Raw genomic sequence first — 16,947 nt, forward strand, 5'->3', positions numbered from 1 at the left:
CGGTGATTTTCAAGGCCGTCGGCGACTCCCGCCCGTACCCCGACCATGGACTAGAGACGACCAAGGACTGGTCGAACGTCCCGCCTCGGGTGGTGCAGCTCGGCGAGCTCATCACGACCAAGAGCACGCTCGACCTGCGTGGCCTGCTCGCGGACGACTCGACGTTCTACGGGGACCTCTTCCCGCACTGCGTGGAGTGGGAGGGCGAGCTCTACCTCGAGGACGGGCTGCACCGGGCACTACGCGCCGCGCTGCAGCAACGTCCTGTCCTTCACGCCCGAGTCCTCGTACTCTCCTGACACGAGGCCGCCCGACCATCGGGGGCGACGGACGAAGGAGCGTGGATGTCGGAGGTCGTGGACGAGGACGACCGCACCTACCGGGTGCGCCGCCAGCGCCGGTCGACGATCGTCATCGCGGTGGTCCTGCTCAGCCTGGCCGGCGCGTTCTACTACGCGTCCACCTACTTCCGTGACACGACGCCGACGCCGGGGCCCTGCACGACCGAGGTCCCGGCCGCGCCGCTCAGCCCCGAGGACGTGAGCCTCAACGTCTACAACGCCACCTCGCGCAAGGGGCTGGCCGCCGCGGTCGCCAAGACCGCGACCGATCGCGGCTTCAAGGTCAAGGCCATCGGCAACGACCCGAAGAAGGCGACGATCAAGCAGGTCGCCCAGGTCCGCTTCGGACCCGAGGGCGCCGACTCGGCCGAGCTCGTCAAGAGCCACGTGCCGCAGGCCGTCCTCGTCAACGACAAGCGCAAGGGCGACACCGTCGACCTCGTCGTGGGCAACGGCTGGAAGAGCTTCGGCAAGGTGCCGGCCCTGCCGACGCCGACCCAGACCCTGCGCCAGTGCCCGACGATCACGGTCGGCGGCTGAGGTCTCGTCTGTCTCGGCGGTCTCGGTCTGGGTCGGGCCCGCTCGGTCGAGGTGAACGCGCCGCGGAATCCACGGCGCGTCCACCTCGAACCGGCGGCTGGACGTCAGGAGGCGTAGGGGACGCGCTCCCACGAGAGCACGTGCTCGGCGCCTGGCCGGTTGACCGTGACCTCGAGGAAGTCCTTGTTGTTGCTCGACCCGTCGACGGTGACGCGCGTCAGGTTGTCGGCCGAGCCCTGCACGCCGTAGAAGTCGAGCCACGTCGACCCGGCGGCGAGCGGCCGGTCGGAGTTGTAGACGTGGCTGTCACCGTTGAAGAGGTAGACCTCGCCGTCGAACGCCTTCGACTGCGCGACGAGCTCGCGCACGAGCGGCTGGAAGGCCGAGTTGTCGGCCCACGTCACGGCATACGTCGGGTCGAACATGTCGGCCTGGAGGAAGAGGGCCACGGCCCGGTCGTGACGCTGCCGGGCATCGGCGAAGGCCGAGCGCACCTGTGCCACAGCGCTGTCCATGCGCGCCTTCTCCTCGGCGACCTGCTGGGGAGTCGGCGTGGGGTGGCCCAGCTCGGGCCAGGGGAGCAGCCCGTTGTTGCTGCCGACGACATGGAGGGTTGCGATGTCGATGCCCTGCCGGCGGAACGAGACGTTCTCGGGGAAGCCGGCCGCCTCCTGCGACGCCACCGTCATGTCGGCGCCGAGCGTGTGGTCGGGGCGGTTGAAGAACGTCGACCGGATTGCGGCGAGGCGCTCGAGCGGGTCGTAGGTGCCGTTGTTGGTGCGGTGGCAGTCGGTCCACTCGTTGTCGCCGGGGGTGTAGACGAGCGGCATGGTGAAGCGGTCGAACTGGGTGCGGATCATCGAGAAGTACTCGTTGGTGCACGTCGACGAGCCGTTCTTGATGTCGCCGACGTGGATGGTGAACGACAGGTCCGGCGTCGCGTTGATCTGGTCGACCCACTTCGGGAAGGCCGCGACCTGGGCGTCGCCGTAGGGCACGTCGCCGATGACGGCGAACTGGTAGTGCCCGTCCTTCTGCTGGCCGGGGGCGTCGGCGGCCGAGGCTGCTGCGGCGGCGGGGAGGACGATGAGGGCGGCTGCGGCTGCCGCGAGGACTGGGGTGCGAGTCAGGTGCATGGTCTCGTTGTCCCGCACCCCCGGCGAACGGCACCACCTCGGGCGCGTGAACACCAGGCGTCCACGGGCTCGGAGATCGCTGGGAGTGTGCTGGGACCGTCGGGGATCCCTGCTGTCGCTGGTCAGAGGTCGAGGCGCCAGCCACCCGACACGACGGACGGGCGGTAGCCGAGCGCCTCGTTGATGCGCCGCATCGGCGCGTTCTCGTCGGCGTTGTAGGTCGTGATCCGCGTCGTGCCCGGGCTGGCCTCGGCGAGGTGGCGGGCGTTGGCGATCTTGACGAGCAGCCCGAGCCCGTGGCCGCGGTGCTCGCGGAGCACGAGCGTGAACTCCTGGCTGGCGGGTGCGCCCTCGACGAGCGGCGGGTCGATCTCGGTGAAGGCGACGAGGCGGCCGGAGGCGCGGTGCCGGGCCGCGGCGTAGAGCCGTCGCCGGCCCATTGAGGTCAGGCCGTGCTCCGCCTCGACGAGGCGGTCCGTGTCCCACGGGTCGGGGCCGGCGGCCGTGCCGCCCGACGGGGCGTCGGTCGCCATGCGCGTCTTGAGAGCGGCCACGTCGGCGACGAGCTCGGGCGGCGTCGGCATCTCCCAGGTCAGCACGTCGTAGTCGCTCGCGGAGGCCGGGAGGGCGCACTCCAGGGCGGACAGCCGGTCGGCCGGCAGGGGCACCTCGACCGACGAGCCGACCAGCGCCTGGACGAGCCGGAAGCCGCGGGCCAGCGCGAGGCCGGTCGACGGAGCGCCGACCGGGACTCCGCCGTCGCCGCCCTCGACGGGCAGCAGCTCCTCGTCACCCGCCAACGGCGACATCACGAAGGACTGGAGCGTCGTGGAGCCTGCGTGGCACGCCTCGTCGACCACCCGGTCGAGCAGGGCGGAGCCGACGCCCTGCCTCCGTGCGTCGGGCCGGACCCCGAGGAACAGCCAGGACTCGCGTGCGCCCTCGTGCAATGGTCGACGGTGGAACGCGAAGCCGACGACCTCGCCGCGGAGGCGGGCGATCCACACCCTGATCTCGTGGATGTCCCTCTCGCGCCATGCGATCCGCCGCTGCTCGGGAGTGCGGGTCATGCCCCGGTCGCCCTCGAGCTCGGCGTAGACGTCGTCGATGAGCGCGCTCGTGGCGACGAAGTCGGCCCAGCCGGGGGAGCCGGGTTCCGTTGCGGTGTCGAGCTGCTCGATGTCGAGGTCGAGCTCGTCGTGGCCCGGCACCGCCGCGGTCAGAGCTCGACCAGCGTGGCGAGCATGAGCGCCTTGATGGTGTGCATCCGGTTCTCGGCCTGGTCGAAGACGACGGAGGCCTCGGACTCGAAGACGTCGTCGGTGACCTCGAGCTCCTTGAGCCCGAACTGCTCGTGCACCTCCATGCCGACGGCCGTCTCCAGGTCGTGGAAGGCCGGCAGGCAGTGCATGAACTTGACCTGCGGATTGCCCGTCAGCGCAAGGAGATCCGCGTTGACCTGGTAGGGCGTCAGCAGCTCGATGCGCTCGGCCCAGACCTCCTTGGCCTCACCCATCGACACCCAGACGTCGGTGTGGACGAAGTCGACACCGCGCACGCCCTCGGCCACGTCCTCGGTGAGCGTGACGCGCGCACCGGTCTCGGCGGCATACCTCCTCGCGATGGCGATGACGGCGTCGGACGGCCAGAGCGACCGCGGGGCGACGATGCGCACGTCCATGCCGAGGATGGCCCCGGTGACGAGCAGCGAGTTGCCCATGTTGAAGCGCGCGTCGCCGACGTAGGCGTACGCGATCTGCTCGTCGGGCTTGCCCGCGTGCTCGCGCATCGTCAGGGCGTCGCACAGCGACTGCGTCGGGTGCCAGTCGTCGGTCAGGCCGTTCCACACCGGCACGCCGGCGAAGGCGCCGAGCGTCTCGACGACGTCGTGGCCGGCGCCGCGGTACTCGATCCCGTCGTAGAAGCGGCCGAGCACGCGCGCCGTGTCCTTCGCCGACTCCTTGTGGCCCATCTGCGAGCCGACGGGGTCGAGGTAGGTCGTGCTCGCGCCCTGGTCGGCCGCGGCCACCTCGAACGCGCAGCGCGTGCGGGTCGAGGTCTTGGCGAAGAGCAGCGCGATGTTCTTGCCGGCCAGGCGGCGCTCCTCGCGGCCCTCTCGCTTGGCGGCCTTGAGCTCGGCGGCGAGGTCGAGCAGCGCCCGGAACTCGTCGGGCGTCAGGTCGATCTCCTTGAGGAGGTTGCGGCGGTGGAGTGCGGCGAGCGACATGCACGTGATGGTTTCAGGCGCGGTCGAGCGCGGCAATCCGGTCTCAGGTGCTCGGACGTCGGGCGAGCAGTCCCAGCCTCCATCGCACCTGCTCGACGAGGGCCCGCGCCTGGAGCGGCACGAGCACGCGCGGCCCCGTGCCGACGCAGAAGACGATGTCGTCGAAGCGGTGGATGCCCGGACGGTCGGCGACGGTGCGGAAGGCGTCGCGCGCCGCGCGCAGCCGGTCCACCGTCATGAAGGGCGACGGCTCGTCGGGCTGGTAGCGCGAGCCGAGCGGGTAGTCGCGGCCCGGCCGTCGGGTCATCTCGACGTGGCAGCCGAGCACGTGCTCGACGCCGCGCTGCTCGGCGAAGGCGACGAGCCGGTCGAGGGTGTCGAGCAGGGCGGTGGGGTCCTCGACGTAGATGCGGCCGGGATAGACGGTGTCACCGGTGTGCAGCAGGCCCGTCCGCTCGTCGTGCACCGCGATCGAGGCGGCATGGTGCCCGGGGATGCCGACGACCTCGAGCGAGCGGCCGCCGAGGTCGACCGTCACCACCTCGTTCGGCCAGTCGGTGAAGCCGAAGTGGGCGATGACGTCGGCGCGGTCGCGGCCCACGACCGTCGTGTGCGGACGGTCGGCGAAAGCCGCGTCACCGGCCACGTGGTCGCCGTGACCGTGCGTGTGCGCGACGACGAGGTCGTATGCCGTGTCGCCCGTTCGCGTGGCCGTGTGGTCCGCGACGAGCCGGTCGACGGTGGCCCGGAGCTCGGCGCCGTCGACGGCTCCGGTGTCGAGGAGCAGGGCGCGGTCGTCGCCGAGGAGCAGCAGGATGAAGGGCGCCTCGTAGGTGAGGTCCTTGCTCTGCCGGATGAGGACGGTGCCCGGCGCGAGGAGGTGGACCTGCAGCGGCGGGTCGGAGAGGTGCCGCGGCGACGGGGAGCCGTGGATCCAGGCGACGTCGGTGTCGAGCGGGACCTTCTCAGGGTGTGGCATGCGCGTGAGTGTGCTGCATGACGGGTGTCTGCGCCTGCCGATTTCTTGTGCGGGGTCCGCCTCGGGTAACCTGCGCGACGGAGGATTCGCATAGTGGCCTAGTGCGCACGATTGGAAATCGTGTTGGGATAAAACCCTCGGGGGTTCAAATCCCCCATCCTCCGCCACATGACAGAGGCCCCGCCGCGCTCAGCGCGGCGGGGCCTCTGTCATGTGGCGGAGTCTCCGGATTTGGGAGGAGGCGTGAGCCGGCCAGCCGCGAGGAACGAGCGGCCCCGCCCGGCCCACGCCGACGGTTCCCCCATCCCCGCGGGCCGGAGTGTCCTGAGCCTCGCGGGTCGTGGACTGCAGAAGGAACGGGCGGCGCTGGTCGTCCAGAGGTGGGCTCACGGCATACGCCAGCTCGTCACTCGTGCCCGATGAGCAGCTCGCCGAGCAGGAAGGCCAGCACGAAGGTGCCGCCCAGCAGCGGCAGCGCGATCACGGCCAGCGAGCGCTCGCGGAGGGCGCCGACGCCGAGGACCGCGGCGGCGGCCGACACGAGCGCGAGGGCGAGGCTGAACTCGGCGAACGGGCCGAAGAGGAGTGCGGCGCCGGCGACGAAGCACAGCAGGGCCACCCAGCCGGCGGCGCTCGTCGGCAACGCGCTGAGGCGGTCGCCGCGCGCGTGGACGATGCCGACGACGGCCATGACGAGCGCGACGAAGAAGAGGGTGAAGCTGACGGTCCAGCAGGCGCCCGCCACGTCTCCCTTCGGGGTGACGAACGTGGCGCCGGCCACGAGGAACCCGGCGATCCCGAGTCCTATGGCTGCTCTGGTCTCCGTACGGAGCCCGGGTTGCCGGGGAGCCTGCTTGGGAGCCTGGTGGCGTCGTTCGACGGTCGACATGGCGACCTCCTTCGGTCCCTCCACGCTCGTCCGGGGCCGGGAGGCGCCGCCAGAGGCGAAGGTCCTCGGGGGTGCAGGGACTGTCGGTGGGTCACGGCAGAATGCGCCGGTGAGCTCGACCAGCCCTGCGCCCGACCGGCCGCGGCCGTCCTCGTTCTGGCACGACCTGCCGCGCGAGGGCAAGCTGCTGATCTCGACCGTCGTCTTCCAGTCGATCGGCACGGGCCTCGTCCTGCCGTTCATGGTCGTCTACCTCCACGAGGTACGCGGCATCCCGCTCGAGACGGTCGGCCTGCTGCTCGCGCTGCAGGCGGGCGTGGGGATCGTGCTCGTCACTCCGGCAGGCGCGCTCATCGACCGGATCGGTCCGCGCCGGGTCTACGCGAGCAGCCTCGTCGCGTTGGCCGTGGCCGACGTGCTGCTGGCGCTCGCGACGACGACGGGGCAGGCCGCGGCGGCGCTCGTGCTCATGGGCTACGGCTTCGGCATCGTGTGGCCGGCATCGAGCGCCCTCATCGGCAACCTCATCCCGACCGAGCAGCGGCAGCGCTACTTCGGCCTCAACTTCACGCTGCTCAACCTCGGCATCGGCATCGGCGGCATCGTCGGTGGCCGCTTCGTCGACGTCGGCCGGCCGGGCACCTTCGTGACGGTCTACCTGCTCGACGCCCTGAGCTACGTGCCGGGGCTGTTCATCCTGCTCGTCGCGCTGCGCCATGCCCGCGACCGGGTGCAGCGGCCCGTCGACGCCGGCTCGGACTCGGTGTCCTACCTGACCCTGCTGCGCGACCCGCGGCTGCGGGCGCTGCTGCTCCTCGTCGCAGTCGCCGCCCTCGTCAGCTATCCGCAGCTCAACGCGGGGATGCCCGCCTACGCCCGGGCCGAGGCGCAGATCTCGACCGAGGGGCTCGGCTACGCCTTCGCGGCCAACACCGTCGTCATCGTCGTGCTGCAGCTCTTCGTCCTCCAGCGCATCGAGGGCCGGCGCCGCACGCGGGTCGCCGTCGTCATGGCGCTGACCTGGATGGTCGCCTGGTCGCTGCTCGGGGCCACCTCGCTCGTGCCCGGCACCGTGACGGCGACGGTGCTGCTCGCCGCGTGCGCCGGCGTCTTCGGCCTCGGAGAAACGATGCTCCAGCCGACGAGCGCGGCCATGGTCAACGACCTCGCGCCCGACCACCTGCGCGGCCGCTACAACGCGCTCAGCTCGCTGATGTTCTCGGTGGCCTTCGTCGTCGGGCCGGTCGTCGCGAGCTTCCTCGTCGGCCGCGACCTCGGCCTGGTCTACATCGGCTTCCTCGTCGTCGGGTGCGCCGTGCTCGCAGTCATCGCGCTCGTCGTCGAGCGGCGGCTGCCGCCGCACGTCAACGGGGTCCGCGGGGTCGAGGCAGCGGCCGCGGTGGGTACGACGGCTCCGGCGGCGACGGACGGGGCGATTTCCGGCTGACGTCGGCTGCGGCATATGCTTGCCGTCGGCACCCCGCGTGGTGGTACCTCTCCGAACTCCCCCAGGGCAGGAATGCAGCAAGGGTAGGAGAGCTCTTCCAGGTACGCGGGGTGTCCCTTTTCCCCGGCCGGCGCGGTGCGTCGGTGGCCCGGTGAGCGCGTCTGGTTGAGCGCGCCAAGGCTGGTGCGTCAGGGCGGAGGGGCCGTGGTCGTGCCGACCCGGAGCTCCACGGGCTGGGTGACGCTGCGCGGCTTCGCGCCGTCGAGGCGCTTGCGCACGAGCGTGCCGAGGATGCGGCCCTTCTCGCGGCCGTGCTGGTCCATCGTCGTCAGCCGGTGGGGGAGCCACGGCAGGTCGACGCCGTCGAAGCCGGTGACGCTGAGGTCGTCCGGCACGCGAAGGCCGAGCTCCTCCGCGGCGGTGATGACCCCAGCGGCGATGACGTCGGACTGGGCGACGATCGCGCTGGGGCGCTCGTGCTCGGGCACGTCGAGCAGCGCGCGGCCGGCGATGGCGCCGCCCTCGAACGAGGACCCGTCGCCCGTCTGGACGGCCGGGGCGTCCGGTCCGAAGACGTCGCGGAAACCGAGCAGCCGGCCGACGCTCGGCGCGTGTGCCTCGCGCGGGTCCACCTCGTCGTCCGGCACCGGGCCGGCCACGCTCGTCGGCAGCATCGGCATGGCGACGTGGGCCACGCGTCGGTGCCCGAGCGAGCGCACGTGCTCCGCGATGGCGGCTCCGGCTGCGCGCTCGTCGACGCGGACCTGGGTGATGCGGCGGTCGCTCGGCACACCGGTGCTGAACATCGGGATGCCGCGGGCCGCGAGGTGCTCGACGGCAGGGTTCTCTCCCGGCCCGCAGAGGGAGAAGACGACGGCGTCGAGGGCGAGCGGTGCGAGCTGGGGCACGACGGAATCGCCTGCGTCGCTGGGCTGCCCGATGAGGAGCATGCCCGTCGGCACTGCCTCGAGCACCTCGGCCAGGCCGTCGAGCACCGCGATGGCGAAGGGATCGCGGAAGGCCATGCGCAGGCGGCCCTCGACGAGGACTCCGATGGCCCCCGAGCGTCCTTGGCGCAGCGAGGAGGCGAGGGGGTTGGGTCCGGTGAAGCCGAGCTCGCCGGCGGCCGCCCTGACCCGCTCGCCGGTGGCCTCGGCGACGGGCCCCTTGCCGCTGAAGACGAGGGAGGCGGTCGACACCGAGACGCCGGCGCGCTCGGCGACGTCGCGCAGCGTCGGACGGGCTTGACCTCGGGCAACCATGGGAGGCATGCTATCGAAACGTTTCGAGTCGAATCGATTCGAAGCGATGTGGGAACCATCATCGATCCATCCGACCGTCGTTGCGGAGCCTCGGCCGCACCACCTGCGTGCCGCCGACCCTGCCCTCCCGGCCGTCGCCCCTGAGAGGCTTGAGTCATGTCCGTCGCCAGCGCACCGCCGGCCACCACCGTCCGCGCGGCCCGCACCGCTGTCTTCGTGGCCTTCGCGGTCAACGGGGCCGCCTTCGCAGCGTTCGCCTCGCGCGTCCCCGACATCAAGCACGCGCTCGGGCTGTCGGCCGGGGCCCTCGGCCTCACCCTGCTCGCGGCCTCGCTCGGCTCCGTCATCGGCCTGCCGCTCTCGGGCTGGATCGTCCACCACCTCGGCGCGGCCCGCACCCTCCTCGGAGCTGCGGTGATCCAGAGCCTCGGCCTCGTCGGCGTGGGCCTTGGCGTCGACGTCGCCGGCAACCGGGCCGTCGTCATGGGCGGCCTTCTGCTCGTCGGTATCGGCACGGGCGTCTTCGACGTGTCGATGAACCTCGAGGGCGCCGAGGTCGAGCGCTTCCTCGGCCGCGCGATCATGCCGCACTTCCATGCCGCCTTCAGTGGGGGCACGGTCGTCAGCGCCCTCATCGGGGCGGGGCTGTCGTTCCTGCACGTGCCCGTCGTCGCACACCTCGTCGGCGTCGTCGTGCTGCTCCTGCTCGTGACCCCGTGGTTCCTGCGCGCCTTCCTGCCCCGGTCGGTCGAGACGGACGAGACCGGGGCCGAGGTGCGCTCCGAGGCCGGCATCGGTGCGGCCTGGCGCGAGCCGCGCACCCTGCTCATCGGCGTCGTCGTGCTGGCCGCCGCCTTCACCGAGGGCACGGCCAACGACTGGGTCGCCGTCGCGCTGTCGGACGGCTACGGCCTCGAGCGCTGGGTCGGCGTCGTCGGCTTCGCCGTCTTCCTCACGGCCATGACCGCCGGTCGCCTCCTCGGCACGCGCGTCCTCGACCAGCGTGGCCGCATCCCCGTGCTGCGCGTCCTCTTCGTCTCGGCCGTCGTCGGCTGCCTGCTCGTCGTCTTCGGCGGACCCGTGCTCGCCTTCGTCGGTGCGGCGATCTGGGGCATCGGGGCAAGCCTCGGCTTCCCGGTCGGCATGAGCGCAGCTGCGGACGACCCGAAGCGCGCCGCTGCCCGGATGAGCGTCGTCTCGACGATCGGCTACACGGCGTTCCTCGCCGGGCCGCCACTGCTCGGCTTCCTCGGCGACCACGTCGGGGTGCTGCACTCGCTCCTCGTCGTCGGCGCCATGGCGGTCGTGGCCCTCGTGGCCCTTCCCGCCGTGCGCGAGTCCGCCCGCTCCGAATCCGCCGACACCGACGCCCCCAACGACACCGTCCACAACCCGACGACCTGACCTCGTCGAGTGGCCTCCCCGTCCCACTCCACGTCGGCCGAGTGAGCGCCCCGCCCCAGGTGCCACGTGACGTCTGGGAGCAAGCGCTCACTCGAGTGGCCTCGTGGTCCCTGGAGTCACAGCGGTCCTGTGACGGGTGTGGCGACGGGGCCACTCGAGTGGTTGCTGGAGCGGGTGGGGTCAGAAGTACTCGGTGATGAAGGGCTGGCAGGCGAAGATCGCGTCGAGCGCTGCGTCGCCGTCGGGGTTGCCGCCACCGGCGAGGCCGGCCTGGCGAAGCCGGGATACCGACCAGCCGCACCACAGCGCCGACAGCCCACGCGCGCCGACCCGCAGCGCGGCCTCCGCACCCGTCGCGCCGGGCCCGTTTGCGCGTTCGCCGCCCCTCACGCCGTCTCCAGTCGAGGTGATCCCGGCGGCCACGGGGCCTCCGACATCACCTCGAACCGGGGAGTCGGAGTCAGCGGTGCGGGTGGCGGTGCCACGCCCGCCGGACACCGACAGGGTCCAGGCGCCGGCGTTGGCCGGGGCGTCCTTGTCGTCGACGACCAGGTCCGCCGAGGCCGTGGTGTGGGGTGCGAACCCTCGCTCACCGAACGCCGCCGCGAGGTCGATGACCCGGCCCATCCACGGGATCTGCGTCACCTCGGTGGCCGGCAGGCCGCCGAGCCCGAGGGTCACCGGGTCCCTGGGGTCGAGATAGGTGTGCACCGTGGGCGCGGCGGAGGAGCCCGAGCCGACGACGCCCCACAGTGCGGCGGCCGCCTCCGGCGTCGTCGCGACGAGCTCCTCGACCGTGACGGCCTGGTCGGACAGGTCGTAGACGACATAGCCGCCGTCGACGACGTAGGCGATGAGCTCGTCCTGCTCAAGCATCCCCTTCAAGGCCTCGGTCGAGCGTGGCATCGGTCCGCTGACGCCGTGCCGGACGTGCGCGCCCCGGGACAGCTCGTGCATCAGCGCAGCGTCGTCCGGGGTCGCCGGTCGCAGACCTCCCGAGGCGGCCACCCCGCCCCGCCCTGCGCGAGGGGAGCCGAGGTCGCGGAGGAGGTGGGCGGCATACGTCGTCCGTGTCTGCACGCCGCCGATCTCGTAGCCGGACCGGCGGTAGAGCGTGGCCGTGGTCGGAAAGAGGCAGGAGACGACGTCGCCGAGCTCGCCCATCCGCGCGATGAGGGCGCGGGTCAGGGTGGTCGCGACGCCGCGACCGCGCGCGCTGGGCTCGACGTAGACGCCGGCGACACCACCCATCCGGAGGTGCCGGCCGCCCCACGCCTGCTCGTACGGGCGGATGCGACCGGCGCCGACGACGGTGTCGGACTCGTCGACGACCGCGATCATGCGGCCGCCGAGCGTCTCGACCGAGACCCGCTGCCACCACTGCTCGCCCCCGGTGCCGAGCGGCCCGAACGACCGGTTGCGGATCGACAGGACGGCGGGGAGGTCGGCGTCGACGACGTCGCGGGTGCGCAGCTCGCTCATGGCCCCGAACCTAACGACCCGGCCACCCGAGCGGCGACCGGGTTGTCGGTCAGCTGCGGTGCAGGTAGGTCAGGCGGCGCACCTTCGAGACCGACCACGCGAGCACGGCGTAGACGACCCAGCTCACGACCGAGAGCCACGTGTAGTTGCCGGCCTTGGTCAGCACCGCCACGACGGAACCGAGCACGACGACGGTGAGGGCGGGCACGGCATACCAGATCGCGACCATCTGGGGGCGCAGCACGAAGGTGGGGGAGCCGCGGAACGCAGCCAGCACGTTGCCGGCGAGGACGAGCACGAGGACGAGCCACAACGAGAGCAGGGCGTCGGCCGGGAGCGAGCCGAGCGCCGCCGCGACGCCGACCCAGCCGCCGAGGACGATGACCGTCAGCGCGGTCGGCACGGTCACGTGCGCCACCGCCTCGGTGACCTCGGTCGTGCCCAGCAGGGACGGGGTGCCTACGTTGTCGGCCTGCAGGCGCAGGCCCTCGGCCCACGCGCCGAAGCCGAGGTAGAGCGGCAGCAGCCCGATCGTCGCCGCGATGCTCGGAGCAGCCGGTTGCGTGAAGGCCCACGTGACGACGGCGCCGCCGAGCACGGTGAGCCCGAGGCCGGAGAGGAAGGCGCCGGGCGTGCGGCGCAGCCCGAGGACGTCGCGCCGCACGAGCACCGCGAACGGGCTGCCGGGTCGAAGTCGCGCCGAGCGGCCATGACGCACTGGGCGGGTCAGCGCGAGCCGCGCGGTGCGGAGGTTGCCGGTGAGGGCCGAGCCGGCCATCGTCGAGGTGTTGGCCGAGTGGGTGCGAAGGGACTCCGCGTGCAGCTCGCGCAGGGCGTCGGGCACGCGCCACAGCAGGGTCAGGCTGCGGTCGGGCCCCGGCCAGGACCGCACCTGCGACCACAGCCACAGCCGGCTCGCGAGCACGCCGAGGGCGGTCCCGACGAGCGTGGTCACGATGATCGTGACGACACCCGCGAGATGGGCGAAGGCCAGGCCCGCGCCGACCGTGAGGCCGCTCAGTGCGCCGACGAAGAGGCCACCGACCGCGGCGTAGCGCCACCAGCGGCGCAGGGCGAGCGCACGGTCGAGCGGCGCCGGCAGCACGAGGTCGATCCACGGCATCGGCGGCACGACGGGGCCGCGGAAGCGGCCGGCGAAGACGACCGCGCCGAGCAGCGCGGCGACCGACGCGACGAGGAGCGCGATCGCCACGGGGGAGCGCAGCTGCTCACCGAGCGAGCCCGCGTCGGAGGTGCGGAAGACCGCCTGCACGATCGGCAGGCCGTAGACGAGGGCGCCGAGGAAGAGGACGTAGCCGGCATACAGGCCCTGCTGCCGGGCCTTGCGCGCGGCGTCGCCGCCGATGACCCAGTCGGCCTGGCCGAGCAGGTCGTGGTCGTCGTAGTCGACCTCGGTCGCCGTCGAGACTTGCGTGGTCGGGACCTGAGTCGTCGCAGCCGGGGTCGGGGTGTCGTATGCCGTGTGGCCCGGCTGGTCCGGCTGGCCCGGCTGGCCCGGCTGGTCCGGCTGGTCCGCGGGTGCGGGCTGCGTGCGGCCCGGCTTCTTGCGCTTGCTCATGCGAGGTCTCGGCTCAGCGCGCCGGCACGACGTCGACGACGCGGGTCGCGAGGTCGGACGTCAGCTGGGGGTCGTGGCAGGCCATGACGACGGTGCCACCGGATGCGGTGCGCTCGCGGATCAGGGTCGCGACGACCTGGCGCTTGGCCGTGTCGAGGCGCTGCTCCGGCTCGTCGAGGAGCACGACGCTCGCGGGGCGCGAGAAGGTCAGCGCGAGGCGGAAGAGCTGCTCCTGGCCCGACGACAGCTCGTGCGGGAACCGGTCGTCGAGGTGGGCGATGCCGAGCCGGTCGAGCAGGGCCACGCTGCGCTCGTCGGAGCTGTTGGGGTCGCCGCCCCACGTCGAGTCGATGAGGACCAGGTGGTCGATCAACGTCAGGTCGCGGTAGGTCGTCGGGGCGCCGAGCAGGGCTGCGACGGCAGCGCGCACGGCCCGGTCGCGCTCGTCGGCCTCACGCCCGCCGATGGTCGCGGTGCCGGTACTGGGTGCGAGGAGTCCGCCGATGATGCGCAGCAGCGTCGTCTTGCCCGAGCCGTTGGGGCCGCGCAGGACGATGCACTCGCCGGGGTCGGCGCTGACATCGGTGGGCAGCAGCAGGGTCGTCTCGTCGATGGTCTTGCCGACACCCTCCGCCCGGACCTCGCCGGCCAGCACTGCGACCACACCCATCTGAACCATCCCTTCGACGAACCTGAGGAGGCCACCGTATGCCGCGTGGCTCCGAGCGCGCTGACCGCAGCACGCTGCCCATTCGACGTTTCAAAGGGCCCACCCGATGTTTCGAAGTGCCCACTCGACGGGGGGATCACGTCGAGTGGGCACTTCGCAACAGGTGCGCCTCGTGGTCAGCCCTGCTTGCCGACCGGAGGTCCCACGAGGAGGGCCACCCCGGTCAGGGCAAGCACCGCGACGATCCCGACGCCGACGGCCATCATGGGACGGGCGAGCAGCGTGGCCACGACCCGCTCCGCCGGGTTGGCAGGAGCCTCGCCGTCGCGGCCGAGGCGCCAGCCGCCGTCGAGGCGTCCGCGGCGCTCGAGGCGTCGCTCCCACCAGACCGTGAGGAACGGCGGGACCGCGCTGAGCAGCCCGAGCACGCCCTCGCGCACGGTCCAGCGCTGGTTGACCCAGAGGAGCACCGTGACGAGGCAGAAGGCGATGAAGACGACACCGTGGGCGAGCCCGAAGACCCGGACCCCGAGGTCCGTCGTCCTGGTGACGTACTTGAGCACCATCCCGAGCAGCAGCAGGGCCCACGTCACCACCTCGGCGAGCGCGATGCGGCGGTAGAGCGTGCGAGGGGTCATACGGGCGTCTCCTACGTCGTGTCGTACTCGAGCGCCCAGTCTCACCCACACCTGGAGAATTCGCCGAATCGGGTCACTCACCCCGCCGGGCGAGGGTCAGGGCGAAGTCGCCGGCGTCATCGGTCCACGTGCGCTCGACGGCGAAGCCGGCCACGGTCAGCTCGTCCCGCAAGCCCTCGGGCCGGAACTTCGTCGAGATCTCGACCCGGATCTCCTCTCCGTGTGCCAGCTCGAACGTCAGGTCGGCCCCCGGCACGGTGACTCGCTGGGGCATGTCGGCCCGCAGCCGCAGGTCCATGCGCTCCTGGCGCGGGTCCCAGAAGGGGACGTAGGAGAAGGCGTCGATGTCGAAGTCGGCGCCCAGCTCGCGGTTGAGCACGCGGAGGCAGTTGGTGACGAACTGCGCCGTGACGCCCCGGCTGTCGTCGTAGGCCGCGATGAGCCGGTCGGCGCTCTTGACGAGGTCGGTGCCGAGGAGGAACCAGTCGCCGGGCTCGAGGCTGTCGTGCAGCGCCCCGAGGAAGGCCGCCCGTTCCTCGACGTAGAAGTTGCCGATGGTGCCGCCGAGGAAGGCGACCAGGCGCCGGCCGCCGCGGGGCAGGTGGCCGAGGTGGAGCGTGAAGTCGCCGACGAGGGCCTCGACGCGCACCGACGGGTAGCGCTCGGACAGCATCGCCGCCGCGTCGCGCAGGGTCTGCTCGGACACGTCGACGGGAACGAACCGCTCGAGGCTGCCGTCGGCGGCGAAGGCGTCGAGCAGGGTGCGCGTCTTGTCGCTCGTGCCGCTGCCGAGCTCGACGACGGTCGTGGCGTCGCAGGCAGCGACGATGTCGGCGGCGTGGTCGCGCAGGATCGCCCGCTCGCACTCGGTGGGGTAGTACTCCGGCAGCCGTGTGATCTCGTCGAAGAGGTCGGAGCCGACGTCGTCGTAGAGCCACTTCGGCGGGAGCGTGCGCGGTTGCGAGCCGAGCCCGCGGCGGACATCGTCGACTAGAGCACCGGAGGCCCAGTCGGGATCGAGAGCGACGGTGACGACAGGCTCATGAGCGGTCATCGGCGAGCACCTCCATCGGCGAGACGGACCCCCGAGAGGGCCCAGCGGGATCCGGGCGGGAAGAAGTTGCGGTAGCTGGCTCGGGCATGGCCGGGAGGGGTCAGGGCGCACCCGCCCCGCAGGACCATCTGGCCCGACATGAACTTGCCGTTGTACTCGCCGATGGCCCCGGCCGGCGGGTGGTAGCCGGGATAGGCGAGGTAGGCCGAGCTCGTCCACTCCCAGCAGTCGCCGTAGACCTGGCGCAGGTGACCCGTCGGCGGGCCGGCCGCCCGAGGGTGGAAGGTCTCGGTGTCGGCGAGGTTGCCCCGCACGGCCGCGGTCTCGACCTGACCGTCGGCGACCACCCCGTGCTCCCACTCGCCCTCGGTGGGCAGGCGCTTGCCGGCCCACGTCGCGTAGGCGTCGGCCTCGTAGTGGCTGACGTGGCTCACCGGCAGGCCGGGGTCGACCGGGCGGGTGCCGCTCAGGGTGTGCTCGAACCAGACGCCGTCGACCTCGCGCCAGTAGAACGGCGCCCGCCAGCCCTCGGCCCGCACCCGGCCCCAGCCGTCGGAGAGCCACAGCTCGTGGCGGTCGTAGCCGCGGTCGGCCATGAACTCGAGCCACTCGCCGTTGGTGACGAGGCGGTCGGCGAGGCGGTAGGGCTCGAGCCACTGCTGGTGCAGGGGCAGCTCGTTGTCGAAGCCGAAGCCGCCGCCCCGGTGACCGACCTCGACGAGCCCGCCCTCGACGTCGACCCAGCCCAACGGGTCGGGAGCGGACGGCGTGAGGGGGGCGCCGGCATACGCAGGCTGGAGGGGGTTGACCGACAGGACGTGCTTGATGTCCATGAGCAGCAGCTCCTGGTGCTGCTGCTCGTGGTGGAAGCCGAGCTCGATGGTCGAGGCGAGCTTGTCGAGCGAGCCGCCGTCGAGGGTGGTCACGAGGTCGCGCATGCGGGCGTCGACATCGGCGCGGTAGAGGCCGACGTCGTGGGCGCCCGGGCGGGTGATGAAGCCGCGCTCGGCGCGGGCGTAGCGCGGGCCGACGCCCTCGTAGTAGCTGTTGAACAGGAACCAGTACTGGTCCTGGTAGGGCCTGAACGACGGCTCGTGGTCGGCGAGCACGAAGGTCTCGAAGAACCACGTCACGTGCGCGCGGTGCCACTTCGTCGGTGACACGTCGGGCATCGACTGGACGGTCTGGTCCTCGGGTGAGAGCGGGGCGGCGAGGGTCTCGGTGTGGGAGCGCACCTCGTCGTAGCGGGCGACGAGGGTGTCGGCGTCCCACTGGTGCTGCGGGGTCGAATCGGGCATG

General features: G+C 72.1%; 16 protein-coding genes, 1 tRNA gene and 1 other RNA gene. 6 read left to right on the forward strand and 12 right to left on the reverse strand.

The features are described from left to right. Positions 1-2: 2 nt before the first annotated feature. Both U5C87_RS07575 and U5C87_RS07580 read left to right on the forward strand, forming a co-directional pair. A complete protein-coding gene (locus U5C87_RS07575) occupies positions 3-299 on the forward strand; it encodes a type II toxin-antitoxin system VapB family antitoxin (protein ID WP_020145941.1) in 297 nt (98 codons plus the stop codon). A 45-nt stretch (positions 300-344) separates the two neighbouring features. Further along, on the forward strand, positions 345-881 hold the full coding sequence (locus tag U5C87_RS07580; protein WP_330475994.1) for a LytR C-terminal domain-containing protein: 537 nt from the start codon (positions 345-347) through the stop codon (positions 879-881). Between the two features lie 104 nt (positions 882-985). Here U5C87_RS07580 and U5C87_RS07585 read toward each other — a convergent pair whose 3' ends face one another. The 4 genes from U5C87_RS07585 to U5C87_RS07600 form a co-directional block, all read right to left on the reverse strand. Further along, positions 986-2,017, reverse strand: a complete 1,032-nt coding sequence (locus U5C87_RS07585; RefSeq protein ID WP_330475995.1) for a metallophosphoesterase — start codon at positions 2,015-2,017, stop codon at positions 986-988. 122 nt (positions 2,018-2,139) lie between these two features. Continuing rightward, on the reverse strand, positions 2,140-3,228 hold the full coding sequence (locus tag U5C87_RS07590; protein WP_330475996.1) for a GNAT family N-acetyltransferase: 1,089 nt from the start codon (positions 3,226-3,228) through the stop codon (positions 2,140-2,142). An 8-nt stretch (positions 3,229-3,236) separates the two neighbouring features. After that, positions 3,237-4,244, reverse strand: a complete 1,008-nt coding sequence (argF, locus tag U5C87_RS07595) for an ornithine carbamoyltransferase (RefSeq protein ID WP_330475997.1) — start codon at positions 4,242-4,244, stop codon at positions 3,237-3,239. Between the two features lie 43 nt (positions 4,245-4,287). Beyond that, complete coding sequence (locus U5C87_RS07600) at positions 4,288-5,223, reverse strand: MBL fold metallo-hydrolase (protein WP_330475998.1); 936 nt, start codon at positions 5,221-5,223, stop codon at positions 4,288-4,290. A 79-nt stretch (positions 5,224-5,302) separates the two neighbouring features. Between U5C87_RS07600 and U5C87_RS07605 the strand changes: the two genes are divergently transcribed. Further along, positions 5,303-5,390: transfer RNA gene (locus U5C87_RS07605), tRNA-Ser, on the forward strand. 239 nt (positions 5,391-5,629) lie between these two features. Here the strand turns inward: U5C87_RS07605 and U5C87_RS07610 are convergent. After that, positions 5,630-6,112: a hypothetical protein gene (locus U5C87_RS07610; protein ID WP_330475999.1), complete on the reverse strand. Its 483-nt coding sequence runs from the start codon at positions 6,110-6,112 to the stop codon at positions 5,630-5,632. Between the two features lie 109 nt (positions 6,113-6,221). Here U5C87_RS07610 and U5C87_RS07615 point away from each other — a divergent pair, with 109 nt between their 5' ends. Then, positions 6,222-7,559, forward strand: a complete 1,338-nt coding sequence (locus U5C87_RS07615; RefSeq protein WP_330476000.1) for an MFS transporter — start codon at positions 6,222-6,224, stop codon at positions 7,557-7,559. 24 nt (positions 7,560-7,583) lie between these two features. Continuing rightward, positions 7,584-7,680, forward strand: an RNA gene (ffs, locus tag U5C87_RS07620) — signal recognition particle sRNA small type. Positions 7,681-7,747: 67 nt separating this feature from the next. Here ffs and U5C87_RS07625 read toward each other — a convergent pair. Beyond that, entirely contained in the window at positions 7,748-8,821 is a 1,074-nt protein-coding gene (locus tag U5C87_RS07625) for a LacI family DNA-binding transcriptional regulator (RefSeq protein ID WP_330476001.1), read from the reverse strand. 156 nt (positions 8,822-8,977) lie between these two features. On the opposite strand from U5C87_RS07625, the gene U5C87_RS07630 reads away from it, so the two are divergent. Next, complete coding sequence (locus U5C87_RS07630; RefSeq protein ID WP_330476002.1) at positions 8,978-10,225, forward strand: MFS transporter; 1,248 nt, start codon at positions 8,978-8,980, stop codon at positions 10,223-10,225. A 180-nt stretch (positions 10,226-10,405) separates the two neighbouring features. On the opposite strand, the gene U5C87_RS07635 is transcribed toward U5C87_RS07630, so the two are convergent. From U5C87_RS07635 to egtB, 6 genes are all read right to left on the reverse strand, one after another. Next, positions 10,406-11,707: a GNAT family N-acetyltransferase gene (locus U5C87_RS07635; RefSeq protein ID WP_330476003.1), complete on the reverse strand. Its 1,302-nt coding sequence runs from the start codon at positions 11,705-11,707 to the stop codon at positions 10,406-10,408. Positions 11,708-11,756: 49 nt separating this feature from the next. Continuing rightward, entirely contained in the window at positions 11,757-13,286 is a 1,530-nt protein-coding gene (locus U5C87_RS07640) for a hypothetical protein (protein WP_330476004.1), read from the reverse strand. A gap of 13 nt (positions 13,287-13,299) precedes the next feature. Continuing rightward, positions 13,300-13,956 carry an ABC transporter ATP-binding protein gene (locus U5C87_RS07645; protein ID WP_330476005.1) on the reverse strand — a complete coding sequence of 219 codons (657 nt, stop codon included), beginning with the start codon at positions 13,954-13,956 and terminating at the stop codon, positions 13,300-13,302. A 176-nt stretch (positions 13,957-14,132) separates the two neighbouring features. Beyond that, complete coding sequence (locus tag U5C87_RS07650) at positions 14,133-14,594, reverse strand: DUF3817 domain-containing protein (protein ID WP_330476006.1); 462 nt, start codon at positions 14,592-14,594, stop codon at positions 14,133-14,135. A 73-nt stretch (positions 14,595-14,667) separates the two neighbouring features. Beyond that, a complete protein-coding gene (egtD, locus tag U5C87_RS07655) occupies positions 14,668-15,648 on the reverse strand; it encodes an L-histidine N(alpha)-methyltransferase (protein ID WP_330476007.1) in 981 nt (326 codons plus the stop codon). Continuing rightward, the gene (gene egtB, locus U5C87_RS07660; RefSeq protein ID WP_330476008.1) at positions 15,645-16,946 is read right to left on the reverse strand and encodes an ergothioneine biosynthesis protein EgtB; all 1,302 of its coding nucleotides are present in this window, start codon (positions 16,944-16,946) and stop codon (positions 15,645-15,647) included. Before egtB ends, egtD begins: the two co-directional genes overlap by 4 nt. Between the last annotated feature and the right edge of the window lies 1 nt (position 16,947).

The sequence above is a fragment of the Terrabacter sp. C0L_2 genome (genome assembly GCF_036352015.1).
In the GTDB taxonomy this organism is placed as follows: Bacteria; Actinomycetota; Actinomycetes; order Actinomycetales; family Dermatophilaceae; genus Terrabacter; species Terrabacter tumescens.

Coding starts and splice junctions, on each gene's coding strand:
- U5C87_RS07580 (WP_330475994.1), top strand. CDS start 345: ATGTCGGAGGTCGTGGACGAGGACGACCGCACCTACCGGGTGCGCCGC.
- U5C87_RS07585 (WP_330475995.1), bottom strand. CDS start 2,017: ATGCACCTGACTCGCACCCCAGTCCTCGCGGCAGCCGCAGCCGCCCTC.
- argF (WP_330475997.1), bottom strand. CDS start 4,244: ATGTCGCTCGCCGCACTCCACCGCCGCAACCTCCTCAAGGAGATCGAC.
- U5C87_RS07600 (WP_330475998.1), bottom strand. CDS start 5,223: ATGCCACACCCTGAGAAGGTCCCGCTCGACACCGACGTCGCCTGGATC.
- U5C87_RS07610 (WP_330475999.1), bottom strand. CDS start 6,112: ATGTCGACCGTCGAACGACGCCACCAGGCTCCCAAGCAGGCTCCCCGG.
- U5C87_RS07625 (WP_330476001.1), bottom strand. CDS start 8,821: ATGGTTGCCCGAGGTCAAGCCCGTCCGACGCTGCGCGACGTCGCCGAG.
- U5C87_RS07630 (WP_330476002.1), top strand. CDS start 8,978: ATGTCCGTCGCCAGCGCACCGCCGGCCACCACCGTCCGCGCGGCCCGC.
- U5C87_RS07635 (WP_330476003.1), bottom strand. CDS start 11,707: ATGAGCGAGCTGCGCACCCGCGACGTCGTCGACGCCGACCTCCCCGCC.
- U5C87_RS07640 (WP_330476004.1), bottom strand. CDS start 13,286: ATGAGCAAGCGCAAGAAGCCGGGCCGCACGCAGCCCGCACCCGCGGAC.
- U5C87_RS07645 (WP_330476005.1), bottom strand. CDS start 13,956: ATGGGTGTGGTCGCAGTGCTGGCCGGCGAGGTCCGGGCGGAGGGTGTC.
- U5C87_RS07650 (WP_330476006.1), bottom strand. CDS start 14,594: ATGACCCCTCGCACGCTCTACCGCCGCATCGCGCTCGCCGAGGTGGTG.
- egtD (WP_330476007.1), bottom strand. CDS start 15,648: ATGACCGCTCATGAGCCTGTCGTCACCGTCGCTCTCGATCCCGACTGG.
- egtB (WP_330476008.1), bottom strand. CDS start 16,946: ATGCCCGATTCGACCCCGCAGCACCAGTGGGACGCCGACACCCTCGTC.